Source organism: Ruegeria sp. AI3, assembly GCF_056541245.1.
In genome coordinates, this window is sequence record NZ_JBQFYA010000013.1 from 123,840 (window position 1) to 136,533 (window position 12,694).

The window sequence follows — 12,694 nt, forward strand, 5'->3', positions numbered from 1 at the left end:
GAAACGCGAGACATGAAAAAGCTGATGACAGCCATCGCCCTTCTGGCCGCTGCGCCGGCCTGGGCCGAAGACAAGATGACCGTTCTGCTGGATTGGTTCATCAACCCAGATCATGGGCCCATCATCGTGGCGCAGGAAAACGGCTATTTCTCCGAGCAGGGCCTTGAGGTTGAGATCGTTCCGCCCGCTGATCCCTCTGCCCCGCCGCGTCTGGTGGCCGCTGGTCAGGCCGAACTGGCCGTATCCTATCAGCCGCAGCTACACCTGCAGATTCATGAAGGCCTGCCGCTGAAACGTGTCGGCACGCTGGTTGCGACTCCTCTGAACTGTCTGCTGGTTCTGGAAGACGGCCCGATCAAGTCGCCTGCGGACCTGAAGGGCAAGAAAATCGGCTTCTCGGTCGCTGGTGTGGAAGAGGCTGTTCTGACCACCGTGCTGGGCAAATATGGCGTGGCGCTGGACGATGTTGAACTGATCAACGTGAACTTCTCGCTCTCGCCGTCGCTGATGACCGGTCAGGTAGATGCGGTGATCGGCGCCTATCGGAACTTCGAGTTGAACCAGATGGATATCGAAGGCCGTCCCGGCACCTGCTTCTATATCGAGGAAGAGGGCGTGCCGTCCTATGACGAGTTGATCTACGTTGCTAACCCCGAGACGATGGACAAGGATAAGATCGCGCGTTTCCTGGCGGCGACCGAAAAAGCGACCCAGTACATTGTCAACAACCCCGAAAAAAGCTGGGAGATTTTCGCCGCGACTTCGCCCGAGTTGCAGGATGAGCTGAATGCTCGCGCTTGGGTCGACACCCTGCCGCGCTTTGCTCTGCGCCCGGCGGGTTTTGATGCAGGCCGTTATGCCCGATTTGAGACCTTCCTGAACGAAAGCGGCATGATCGACAGCGTTCTGCCGGTCAGCGACATCACCATCGACGTGACCGCGCAATGAGCGACTATGGCAAAGCCTTCACGCTGATGCGTGATGCAGCGCAGGGGCCGTGGCAGGACTACACCCGCCACGCCTTTGTCGAAGGGATGAAAGACGGCTCTCTGCCCCGAGAGGCATTCCTGCACTACCTGCGTCAGGACTATGTGTTCCTTATCCATTTCAGCCGCGCCTGGGCGCTGGCGGTGGTGAAATCGGAAACGCATTCCGAAATGCTGACGGCTGTGGGCACCGTGAACGCTTTGGTTGCCGAAGAGATGCAGCTGCATATCGGTATCTGCGAAGCGGCTGGGATCTCTCAGGAGGAGCTGTTTGCGACCCCGGAACGTGCCGAAAATCTGGCCTATACGCGCTTCGTGCTTGAGGCCGGGTATAGTGGCGATCTGCTGGACCTGCTGGCCGCGCTTTCGCCTTGTGTCATGGGATACGGAGAAATCGGGTCTCGACTCGCTGCTGAAGCGACCTCGGACACCTATCGCGACTGGATCAATACCTATGCTGGTGAGGACTACCAGGGCGCGTGCAAGGCGGTCGGCGAACTGCTGGATTCGGCTCTAACACAACGGATTGGGGCAGATTTCAAGGCCTCCCCGCGTTGGGGTCGTCTGTGCCAAACCTTCCGAACCGCCACCGAGCTTGAGGTCAATTTCTGGCAAATGGGTCTGACCCCATGACCCCGGCGCCCGATCTCACCATCAGCGGACACGGGAGCATTGGCGATACGCCCTTATTCGCACCGCTGACCCTGACCCTTGGGGCAGGGCAGTGGACCTGCCTGTTGGGTGGATCGGGCGTTGGCAAAACCACGGTTCTGCGCCTGATCGCCGGGCTGGAGACAGGCGCGGATTTCACTGGTCAGATATCGGCCAGCGATGGCCAAACGGTCCCGACTCGCGTGGCCTATATGGCGCAGGACGACCTGCTGCTGCCTTGGGCGACGGTGGCGCAAAACGTCTCGCTCGGCGCGCGATTGCGGGGTGAGAAACCTGATCTGGATCGCCGGGACCGTCTGATCGAGCGGATGCGCTTACAAGACCACATGGCCAAGAAACCGTCGGAACTGTCTGGCGGCCAGAGACAGCGCGTCGCTTTGGCGCGGACCCTGATGGAAGATCGCCCCATCGTGCTGTTGGATGAGCCATTCTCGGCCCTTGATGCACGCACCCGTGCAGACATGCAGGATTTGGCCGCCGAGGCGCTGCAAGGCCGGACGGTCCTTCTGGTCACCCACGACCCGGCCGAGGCCGCGCGTCTGGGCCAATCCATCGTCGTGATGACGCAGCAAGGGCTGACCTCTTGCGCCCCGCCTGCCGCGCCTGCACCACGCCATGTGGATGATCTAGAAACATTGGAAACCCAAGGTGCGCTGCTGAAGCTGCTGAGAGAGGCGGCATGAAACTCTTCTCAGCCCTCGCCGCAACCTTGTTCGCTCTGGCCGTCTGGCAAGCGATTGTCAGCCTGACCGGCCTGCCCAAATTCATCCTGCCCGGCCCGGCGCTTGTGGCCGAGACCTGGTGGCAGAACCGCTGGGTGATTGCAGAACACACCTGGATCACAGCGGTTGAGGTCGTGATCGGCCTGGCGGTGGGTACCGTTCTGGGCGTCGTCACCGCGCTGCAACTGGCCAATTCGCGGGCCGCACGGGTGCTGGTGCAGCCGATGCTGGTGTTCACCCAGGCTCTGCCGGTCTTTGCGCTGGCTCCGCTGCTGACCCTGTGGCTGGGCTACGGCCTTTGGTCCAAGGTCGCGATGGCGGTTCTAATCATCTACTTTCCGATCACCTCATCCTTCTTTGACGGTCTGATGCGGACCCCGCCCGGATATCTCGATCTTGCGCGCACGATGCAGGCAAGCCCACGTTCGGTTCTATGGCACATCCGTATCCCGGCGGCGTTGCCTTCGCTGGCCACGGGGATGCGATTGGCGGCGGTCTATGCGCCGATTGGCGCGGTGATCGGCGAATGGGTCGGGTCCTCGCAAGGGTTGGGCTACCTGATGCTACTGGCCAATGGTCGGGCCAAGACCGATCTGATGTTCGCGGCCATGCTGACTCTGGGCGTGTTCTCGATCCTGCTGCACATGCTTGTACGTCGCGCCACGGCCCGCATGGCCGGTGAGGCGCGTTAACCTTTCAGAAACCGATTCTGCGCCAAGGTAAGGCCTATGACACAGGACGCCTTTGCCGAAGCCCCAATGCTTTTCGATACGGACGAAGCGCCAGCGCAGCCGCTGCCGACGGATCGGTTACCCTCCTACATCAAAGACCATCGCAAGCGGTTGCGCGAACGGTTCATGTCTGGCGGCTCAGGCGCTATGCCGGATTATGAGTTGCTGGAACTGGTGTTGTTCCGATCCATCCCGCGTCAGGATGTGAAACCTCTGGCCCGGCTGCTGATGGATACGTTCGGGGACTTCAACCGCGTATTGACCGCGCCAGAGGAGCGGTTGCGCCAAATCAAAGGCGTTGGCGAAACCGTCATCACCGATCTGAAAATCCTGGAGGCCTGCGCCCATCGCATGGCCCGCGCGCGGGTGATGCAGCGCCACGTGATCTCCGGCTGGGATGCTTTGCTGGACTATTGCCACACAACGATGGCGCATAGAGAGATCGAGCAGTTTCGCGTGTTCTATCTTGACCGCAAGAACGTGATGATCGCGGATGAAGAGCAGGCGAAGGGCACCGTTGATCATGTTCCGGTCTACCCGCGCGAGGTTGCGAAGCGGGCGCTGGAGCTGAATGCCTCGGCCCTGATTTTGGTGCATAACCATCCCTCCGGCGACCCCACGCCGTCGCAATCGGATATCGACATGACCAACCGCATTCAGGATGCCTGCGCGGCCTTGGGGCTGACGCTGCACGATCATCTGATTATCGGAAAATCAACCGAGCTGAGCTTTCGATCCGAGGGGTATTTGTGACGGGAAGAGTTGTGTTGTCAGCTGATTGCCCAAACGACTGAAATTGTTGTCTGGGTTGAGAGTTCCAATTTGGCCGATTCATTTTGATGAGGACAGCTTTTCGCTTTCGTCCATTTTGCCTTTATCCAAATGCGTCACGGGGTTTGTGCATAGTGTTGCGTCTCACCGGAAAGAGCGTCGCGTATCTAGAGATCATACATGGTCTCCGCGCGGCTGGCGGAACCCTCATTGCTTGCAGAGGCGGTTTCGTCCGAGTTTCTGTCCGACTTCGTCACTCTCTAGTTCACCCAAACCTCAACCCGGCGGTTTGTTTTTCGGCCCCACTCAGTGTCATCGCAGGCCATCGGCATCGCTTCTCCGAAACCTTCGGTTGTGATCTCAATACTGTCGGGGATTTCGGTTTCAACGGCGGCCAGAACAGCATTGCGCACCGTTTGTGCCCTGCGATGAGCGATCCGGGCATTGGCGCTTGCGCCTCCATCCCCGTCACTGAATCCAGCGAATACAAGCTTGCGAGGGGTCAAACTGCCGGATTCAAGCGCCTGCGCCAATTGCAGAATGTTGGACCGCGATTGTGCATCTGGGCGAGAGCTTCCCGGCTCGAACCGGAAAGAGATCGACAATCTAGACAATGGCCGCAAAGTTTCGACCATGTGTTGAAGCTCTTCCAGCCCGACCTCGGCCCCACCGGAAACGATGGCATTGGCGAGCCGGTCCCCTTGTAGCCCAATCGGCAGGTTCTCGGTCGCCTGATCCACATACCCGGCCTGCCGTATCGCCATCTGCGCGTCGGCTAAGCGGGTATAAGCCAGAAACTGGCGCGCGATCCGAGGCAGGCGGCGTTGCGGCAGGTAGAGGAACATCGGAGAAGTCAGCGGGTAGTCCTCGGTCTTGATCGACTGGCGGGTCGCCGCAAGCGCATGCCCGCAGCCTCCTGCCAAAGGCAGCGCGCGGGTAGGGCCCGAGGCCGCCTGCGTCGTGATGCCGATCGCGAAAGGGTCGTTGGCCACTGCTTGAATAAGATCGCGATTGCGCTTGTGGCGGAGAGCGCTTTCGGACAGCTCAGCCTGCGCGGGGCGCAGCAGCTGATCCTCGACATCTTGGGACAAGCCTGACCCGGCGTCCGGCATGTGAAGGGCAATCTGAGCGTTCGGCCCTTCCAGATCTGTCCAGTTGGTGATCTCGCCCGACAGAACACGGACCAGATCCGCAGGTGAGATCTGTTGAACGGTGTTCTCTGGCGCGACCACCGGCACGATCGCATCCAGAGCCACAATCCGCGCGCGGCGGGGATGGGTCAGATCGCCCAGACCTGCGGCCTCGGCAGCGTCGCGTTCCTCATCCCGGATTTCGCGTTGCGCCATCACGATATCAGCGTCGTTGTCCATCAGGTCGGCAAACCCCTGATCCGTCGTTCCAACGCGAAAGAACAGGCGGGCGAGAGGGGCCGTGCGGTCTGGCTGGCGCAGCTCATAGGCAAAGCTGCGTTCATCCACGCGCGATGGGGTTGCTGTCAGACCTTCTTGTCGGGCGAAGCCGATGATCAGGGCAGGCAGGACCGTCTCGGCCATGACGGATGATCCCGAGAACCGGACCTCGGCCACGAAATCGGTCAGGCTGGGGCAGGCCGGGCCGTCGCATGTGACGCCAGAGCCATCGACTGTCAGCTCACCGAATTGGGTGTCGACCCGGTAGAATTCACCGTCAAAGCCCAGCAGAGTGCCGGAGACTTCGATCTTGCCATCATGCGATGTCAGAACAATATCCTGCGCTGCGGCTGAAACAGCCAGCGAAACAGAAAAAAGTACGGCCAGCGCCGCACGAAAAAGTGTCATGAGAAGGTCGAGCCTGCCTGCGGTTTAATTTGCCGCGATTGTCAGGTCTTGGAACAGATTATTCAACACCAGAAACTCACCGACTTCGGTACACATCGGCATCGTCAGGATCAGATCGCGCGACCGCAGCCGGCGATCACTGCGCAGTTCCAGCGACTGGACGTTCAGATCGCGGCCACAATTGGCCTCAGTCACTTCGGTTTCAACCGTCAAAGCGACCGAGCCGGACTGTTCCGAACGCGCAGCCGGGAAAGAGTAAATCTGGATATTCTGTGAATCATGGAAGCCCGCACTTCCCAGATGGACCACGGAACCCGCGCCCTGCGATGCGCTATTGGCCGAGATATGCCCCGGCTCTCCATAGCTTGCGCCGAACTCCAAGGCGTGGATTTGCAGATCGGTCTGACCTTGCCATTGCAATGCGACCCGGTCGAATTGGTCAATGTCCATGATGTGAGTGGTGGCGACCGTGCCGGTCTGATCCTCAAATGAGATCAGGAAAATGGCGTATTCGGACAGGGCCGGAATGGTCAGATCCAAGGCACCGTTTTCGTCGGTTTGCTGTGTCAGCGTCAGACCGCTGTGGTGAATCTCAACACGTTCGTTGCTGCGGCAGGGTGCCTTGATCCGCAGCCGTGCATTGGCACCCATTTGGGCGGTGGCACGCGCGCTGATGCTGCAATTGGTGTGCTTTTGCGCGGCCTTCGGCGCAGGACGCTCAATCGGTTGAGAGGGGGTCTCGTCAGAGGAAGAGGTCTGCACGATACGCTCAAGCCCGGCAATAACCGAGGCCTGATCCGCGACAGAAGCCACGGCGATGGGTTCCTGCGCGCCATTCGGTTGCGCAGGCGCACCATATTGCATCAGGTAACCAATACCCAGGGCACAAGCGACCGTGCCGCACATGGTCACGTAATTTCTGACTACGAACAAAACACCCTCCCCAGTTGAAGGAGCGAGTCGCACTCTCGTTAAAAATCGCGGCCAATTTGTGGCCGCGAAGCGGAGCGATTGTGACTGGTATTTGTTGACGTCAGGTCAATCGGCCGTGGCAGTGTTTGAACTTCTTGCCCGAACCACAGGGGCATTGATCGTTGCGCGAAGGATTACCCCAGGTCGACGGATCATTCTCGTCAAAGCCGGGCAGTGCATCGCCCGACGCGACGGCCTCGGCCTTGGCCTCGGCAGCGCCAGCAGCCTGATCAACGGCCTGCTGAGCTTGCGCTTGCTGGGCCGCCATCTGCGCCAGCATCTCGCGCTGTTCTTCTTCGGTCAGCGGGCGCACGCGCGACAATTGCTGAGTTACGGTTTCGCGCAGACTGTCCAGCATGCCTTCGAACAGCTGGAAGCTTTCGTTCTTATACTCGTTCAGCGGATCGCGCTGGGCGTAGCCCCGGAATCCAACGACCGAGCGCAGATGTTCCAGCGTCAGCAGGTGCTCGCGCCATTTGCCGTCGATAGTCTGCAGCAGAACCTGTTTTTCGATGTTGCGCATGTTTTCGGGGCCGAAGGCCACAGCCTTTTGCGCCATCATCTCATCGGCGGCCTTAACCAGACGCTCACGCACCTGTTCGTCATCTACGCCTTCTTCGGCGGCCCAGTCCTGAACCGGGGCATCGATGGTCAGCTTTTCTTTGATTGCCTCATGCAGCCCATCGGTATCCCACTGATCTGCATAGGATTTTGGCGGCATATATTCGTCGATCAGATCGTCGATCACCTGCTCGCGCATGTCCGAGACGATCTCGGACAGGTCGTCGGCTGACATGATCTCGCGCCGCTGGCTGAAGATCACCTTACGCTGATCGTTCATCACGTCGTCGAATTTCAGAACGTTCTTGCGCATGTCAAAGTTGCGGCCTTCGACCTTGGATTGCGCGCGTTCCAGCGATTTGTTGACCCAGGGGTGAACGATGGCTTCGCCCTCTTTCATGCCCAGTGTGGTCAACACCTTGTCCAGACGTTCCGAGCCGAAGATGCGCATCAGATCGTCTTCGAGGCTCAGGTAGAATACCGTGCGACCGGGATCGCCCTGACGGCCCGAGCGACCGCGCAGCTGGTTGTCGATGCGGCGGCTTTCATGGCGTTCCGAGGCCATCACATAAAGCCCGCCCGCATCCAGAACCTTTTGTTTTTCCTCGGCGTGCTTGGCCTCTTCCGCGGCGCGTAGCTCGGCTGGGTCGGCCTCGGGGTTTTCGGCTAGGGCCTGCAAAACCTTCATTTCCACATTGCCGCCCAGTTGAATGTCAGTACCACGACCGGCCATGTTGGTGGCGATGGTAACCGCACCGTAGCGGCCCGCATCGGCCACGATTTGGGCCTCTTGTTCATGCTGGCGGGCGTTCAGAACGTTGTGTTCGATCTTTTCCTTGGTCAGCATCTGGCTGAGGACTTCGGATTTCTCGATCGAGGTGGTGCCGATCAGAACCGGTTGACCCTTTTCCTGGGCCTTCTTCGCTTCAGAGATAATCGCGCCGTATTTCTCCATCGCGGTACGATAAACCTGATCGTCTTCGTCGAGACGCGCAATCGGACGGTTGGTGGGGACTTCGACCACACCCAGACCGTAGATTTCCTGGAATTCTTCGGCTTCGGTCAGCGCTGTCCCGGTCATGCCGCCCAGCTTGTCATAGAGGCGGAAATAGTTCTGGAAGGTCACGCTGGCCAGAGTCACGTTCTCAGGCTGAATCTGGACGTTTTCTTTCGCCTCGATCGCTTGGTGCAGACCTTCCGACAGGCGACGGCCCGGCATCATACGGCCAGTGAATTCGTCGATCAGCACCACGTTGCCGTCACGCACGATATAGTCCTTGTCTCGCTGGAACAGTTTATGCGCACGCAGACCCTGATTGACGTGATGCACCACGGTGGTGCTTTCGGGATCATATAGAGAATGATCCTCGGGGATCAGGCCCGCGGCGATCAGTTGTTGTTCCAGAAACTCGTTGCCCTCATCGGTGAAGGTCACGTTGCGGGATTTTTCGTCCAGCGAGTAGTGATCATCACTCAGGCTCGGGATCAGCGCATCAATCGCTGTGTACAGGTCCGAACGGTCCTGCGCCGGACCCGAGATGATCAGTGGCGTCCGCGCCTCATCAATCAGGATCGAGTCGACTTCATCCACAATCGCGAAATTGTGGTATTTCTGATAGATATCGGCCATATCGGCCTTCATGTTGTCGCGCAGATAGTCGAAGCCAAGCTCATTGTTGGTGGCGTAGGTCACGTCACAGGCATAAGCGGCTTTCTTCTCGGCATCTTGTTGGCCCGACCAGATCACACCGGTGGTCATACCCAACGCGGCAAAGACTTTGCCCATCCATTCAGCATCCCGTTTGGCCAGGTATTCGTTAACGGTGACGACATGAACGCCCTTGCCGGTCAGGGCGTTCAGATAGGCGGGGAAAGTGGCAACCAGCGTCTTACCCTCACCCGTCTTCATCTCCGAGATATTGCCCTGATGAAGGAAGGTGCCACCCATCAACTGTACATCAAAGGCCCGCAGACCCAGTGCACGTTTGGCACCTTCGCGCACGTTAGCGAAGGCTTCGGGCAGCAGGTCATCCAGGCTCTCGCCATCCAGCGCACGTTTGCGCAGTTCGGCGGTCTTTTCGATCAGACCCTCGTCAGAGAGTTTTTCGAACTCGGGCTCCAGCGCGTTGATCTTTTCGATCAGGGGGCGGGTCGCCTTGATCTTGCGGTCGTTCGGTGTTCCGAACACCTTTTTGGCGAGCGTTCCGAGTCCCAGCATGTTCACTCCAGCGGATCTGTTCTTGTCTTGGTTGCGACAGGCTTGCCCACCTTGCGCGCAACCCATAGATACGGGGGGTGAAAGGCGGCCCTGTCCAAGGCTTCAAAGCGATGTAAGCGGCAGGTTCTGAAGTGTCAACGCTGCGCCCTGTCGCGGCAAAGAAATAGGATGATTCCATGCCCAAAGGCCTCACTTTTCTGCCATCGCTGGCTTTGACCGCCGTGATGGCGCTGCCGCTGGCCGCCGAAACCAAGCCCGATGCAGGTACCGTTCTGGCTACGGTCAACGGGGACGAGATAACATTGGGTCACGTTGTCGCCACCGTCGCAGCATTGCCGCAACAATATCAGCAGATCGAGGACGATGTGCTGTATGACTTCGTGCTTGAGCAACTGATCCAGCAGCAATTGCTGGGCCAACAGCAGGAAGAGCTGACCCAGCAAAACGCGCTGACGCTGGACAATGAGACGCGCTCATTGCTGGCGGTGCAGACTGTGAACGCCCTGACCAACGATGTTGTGACGGATGAGGCAGTACAAGCGGCCTATGACGCGCAGTTTGCCGAATTTGAAGGTGAAGACGAGTTCGATGCCAGCCATATTCTGGTTGAGTCCGAGGACGAGGCCAAAGCGCTCAAGTCGCAACTTGATGACGGCGCCGACTTTGCCGAGATGGCGCGCGAGCATTCGACCGGGCCGTCCGGCCCCAATGGCGGTGCGCTGGGCTGGTTCGGCAAGGGTCAGATGGTGCCCGAATTTGAAAACGCCGTGCTGGGCCTTGAAAAAGGTCAAGTTTCAGACCCGGTACAAACGCAGTTCGGCTGGCATCTGGTGATCCTGAACGACAAGCGCAAATCCGAAGCCCCCGCGCTTGAGGCCGTGCGCGATGAACTGGCCCAGACCATTCAGCAAGAGGCTATTCAGGCCCGTATTGATGAGTTGACCCAACAGGCTCAGATCGAACGCACCGCGCTTGAAGGGGTGGGTCCTGAAGTTATCCGCCAGCTGGACCTGATTCAGGAGTAACCCCCGTGGCCACGATCACCAAAACCTCGCCACTGGCCCCTGCCGGTTTCCCCGACCTGCCAGCGATTGACGGAGTGCGTTTTGCAACCGTCGAGGCAGGGGTGCGCTACAAAGGCCGGACCGACGTCATGTTGGCGGTGCTCGATCCCGGCACGTCCGTAGCAGGGGTGTTTACGCGCTCGGCCACCCGCGCCGCTCCGGTGCTGGACTGTCAGGACAAGATCGGTGGTTCCAGCGATGGGCCAGCGGCGATTTTGGTGAACTCGGGCAATGCCAACGCCTTCACCGGCCACTACGGCCAAAACTCGGTCGCCGAGGTGACGCAAGCGGTTGCCAAGGCGACCGGCGTTGCGGTTGAGAGGGTCTTCACCTCATCCACCGGCGTGATCGGTGAACCGCTGCCGCATGATCGCATTGTCTCGCAGCTTGAGGCGTTGAAATCCGGTCTCAGTCGTCACGTGATCGAGGACGCGGCGCGGGCCATCATGACCACCGATACCTTCCCGAAAGGGGCGTCGGCTCAGGTCGAGATTGACGGCAAAACAGTCTCTATTGCGGGGATTGCCAAGGGATCGGGCATGATCGCGCCAGACATGGCGACGATGCTTGTCTACATCTTCACTGACGCTGTGGTTGACCAATCGGCGCTGCAATCCATGCTGGGCGCGCAGACAGACCGGACTTTCAATTGCATCACCGTCGATAGCGATACCTCGACCTCAGACAGCCTGTTGCTGTGCGCAACCGGTGCGTCAGGCGTCGATGCTACGGGGAACGCGGCCTTCGCTGAGGCTTTAGAAAACGTCATGCTGGACCTTGCGCAGCAAGTTGTGCGCGACGGCGAAGGGGCAACGAAATTCGTGGAAATCCGCGTGACCGGAGCCGCCTCGGATGCAGATGCCAAGGTGCATGGGTTGGCGATTGCGAACTCCCCTCTGGTGAAAACTGCGATTGCAGGTGAGGACCCAAACTGGGGCCGCGTTGTCATGGCAATCGGCAAATCCGGAGCCGCTGCAGATCGCGACCTGCTGAGCATTTTCTTCGGCGATATTCTGGTCGCTGAAAAAGGCTGGGTCAGCCCTGATTATCGCGAGGAAGACGCGGCCGCCTACATGCAAGGCCAAGACCTTGTGATCGCAGTCGATCTTGGGTTGGGCGAGGGCCAGTCCACCGTTTGGACCTGCGACTTGACCCACGGCTATATCGAGATCAACGCGGATTATCGTTCATGAAGACAGTATTAGTGTCTGCTGTGGCTCTGATCGACATCGAGGGCCGCGTCTTGCTGGCCCAACGTCCCGAGGGCAAATCCATGGCTGGTCTGTGGGAATTCCCCGGCGGCAAGATCGAACCCGGCGAAACCCCCGAAGCCGCCCTGATCCGCGAATTACACGAGGAACTTGGTATTGACACTTGGGCCTCCTGCCTCGCGCCGCTGACCTTTGCAAGCCACAGCTACGACGATTTCCACTTGCTCATGCCACTGTTTGCCTGCCGCAAATGGGAAGGCATCCCGCAGTCCAAAGAGGGTCAGGCGCTGAAATGGGTGCGGGCGAATGATCTGCGCAATTACCCGATGCCTGCCGCGGATGTACCGCTGATTCCGATACTGCGGGATTGGTTGTGAACGTCTGGCAAAACCAGAGTTAAGGTCTCCAAATGAAAGAATAGAAAAGAAACCCAGCGGGATTTTTCGCAGGGTTTCCTATCTTCGAATGTTAAGCCCAGCCAAGCTGCTTCAAGGAATGCGCATCGTTCCAGATTTTCGTCATATGCCGAATTTTGTCGCCATCGAATTCAATCGCGTAAACGTAGTCGGCCGCGATTGTTTTGCCGGTGGCCGGAACCGGACCATCTACTGAATGGGTTCCGTGGAAAACAGCAAATGCATTCACGATTCCACGGTCATCGTCAGTCGAGAAAGATTTTAGCTCATAGTGCCCATCTGGAATCGGAGTTAGCAGCCCCTTCATCCAGTCGGCGTAACCTTCTAGTGTCGTCACATCGACCAGAGCATCGGCTTGCGCTGAAAACGTGGCCCCGTCGTGACAGAAGTCCTTACAGCCGTCCCAGCCTTTGCCGGTTTCGCATGCCTCAAAGAACTCTCGTGCAGTTTTTTGAATGGACATTGGTTTCCCCCTTAAACAACGGCCAACTGAATTGGCCACTCAGTCACTCAACACCAATCAGAGTACGCTGAAACGTGCGTATCTCAAAAC

12 protein-coding genes are annotated in these 12,694 nt (G+C 58.8%); 8 read left to right on the forward strand and 4 right to left on the reverse strand.

Features of this window, described 5'->3' with window-relative positions; all coding sequences use genetic code 11:
* Nucleotides 1-12: 12 nt before the first annotated feature.
* The 5 genes from ACRZ95_RS18530 to radC are packed head-to-tail and all read left to right on the forward strand — an operon-like array spanning nt 13 to nt 3,864.
* Entirely contained in the window at nt 13-948 is a 936-nt protein-coding gene (locus ACRZ95_RS18530; protein ID WP_170680740.1) for an ABC transporter substrate-binding protein, read from the forward strand.
* Entirely contained in the window at nt 945-1,619 is a 675-nt protein-coding gene (gene tenA / locus ACRZ95_RS18535; protein ID WP_170680743.1) for a thiaminase II, read from the forward strand. Before ACRZ95_RS18530 ends, tenA begins: the two co-directional genes overlap by 4 nt.
* Nucleotides 1,616-2,341, forward strand: coding sequence for an ABC transporter ATP-binding protein (locus ACRZ95_RS18540; protein ID WP_170680746.1), 726 nt, complete (start codon nt 1,616-1,618; stop codon nt 2,339-2,341). Before tenA ends, ACRZ95_RS18540 begins: the two co-directional genes overlap by 4 nt.
* Entirely contained in the window at nt 2,338-3,072 is a 735-nt protein-coding gene (locus ACRZ95_RS18545; RefSeq protein ID WP_170680749.1) for an ABC transporter permease, read from the forward strand. Before ACRZ95_RS18540 ends, ACRZ95_RS18545 begins: the two co-directional genes overlap by 4 nt.
* Before the next feature lie 36 nt (nt 3,073-3,108).
* Nucleotides 3,109-3,864 (forward strand): RadC family protein, encoded by a 756-nt coding sequence (radC, locus tag ACRZ95_RS18550; RefSeq protein WP_170680752.1) that lies wholly within the window; start codon nt 3,109-3,111, stop codon nt 3,862-3,864.
* A gap of 278 nt (nt 3,865-4,142) precedes the next feature.
* Here the strand turns inward: radC and ACRZ95_RS18555 are convergent, their stop codons facing one another.
* From ACRZ95_RS18555 to secA, 3 genes are all read right to left on the reverse strand, one after another.
* Complete coding sequence (locus tag ACRZ95_RS18555; RefSeq protein ID WP_170680755.1) at nt 4,143-5,699, reverse strand: phosphate ABC transporter substrate-binding/OmpA family protein; 1,557 nt, start codon at nt 5,697-5,699, stop codon at nt 4,143-4,145.
* A 24-nt stretch (nt 5,700-5,723) separates the two neighbouring features.
* Nucleotides 5,724-6,632 (reverse strand): hypothetical protein, encoded by a 909-nt coding sequence (locus tag ACRZ95_RS18560; RefSeq protein WP_170680758.1) that lies wholly within the window; start codon nt 6,630-6,632, stop codon nt 5,724-5,726.
* A gap of 100 nt (nt 6,633-6,732) precedes the next feature.
* Nucleotides 6,733-9,450, reverse strand: coding sequence for a preprotein translocase subunit SecA (secA, locus tag ACRZ95_RS18565; RefSeq protein ID WP_170680761.1), 2,718 nt, complete (start codon nt 9,448-9,450; stop codon nt 6,733-6,735).
* Nucleotides 9,451-9,626: 176 nt separating this feature from the next.
* Here secA and ACRZ95_RS18570 point away from each other — a divergent pair, with 176 nt between their 5' ends.
* Genes ACRZ95_RS18570 through mutT form a run of 3 tightly spaced genes read left to right on the forward strand, consistent with a single transcriptional unit; the run spans nt 9,627 to nt 12,102 of the window.
* Nucleotides 9,627-10,475, forward strand: a complete 849-nt coding sequence (locus tag ACRZ95_RS18570; RefSeq protein WP_170680764.1) for a peptidylprolyl isomerase — start codon at nt 9,627-9,629, stop codon at nt 10,473-10,475.
* A gap of 5 nt (nt 10,476-10,480) precedes the next feature.
* Nucleotides 10,481-11,707, forward strand: a complete 1,227-nt coding sequence (gene argJ / locus ACRZ95_RS18575) for a bifunctional glutamate N-acetyltransferase/amino-acid acetyltransferase ArgJ (protein WP_170680767.1) — start codon at nt 10,481-10,483, stop codon at nt 11,705-11,707.
* A complete protein-coding gene (gene mutT, locus ACRZ95_RS18580) occupies nt 11,704-12,102 on the forward strand; it encodes an 8-oxo-dGTP diphosphatase MutT (RefSeq protein ID WP_170334201.1) in 399 nt (132 codons plus the stop codon). The genes argJ and mutT overlap by 4 nt, the downstream gene beginning before the upstream one ends.
* A gap of 91 nt (nt 12,103-12,193) precedes the next feature.
* Here the strand turns inward: mutT and ACRZ95_RS18585 are convergent, their stop codons facing one another.
* The gene (locus tag ACRZ95_RS18585) at nt 12,194-12,604 is read right to left on the reverse strand and encodes a nuclear transport factor 2 family protein (RefSeq protein WP_170680770.1); all 411 of its coding nucleotides are present in this window, start codon (nt 12,602-12,604) and stop codon (nt 12,194-12,196) included.
* Nucleotides 12,605-12,694 lie beyond the last annotated feature (90 nt).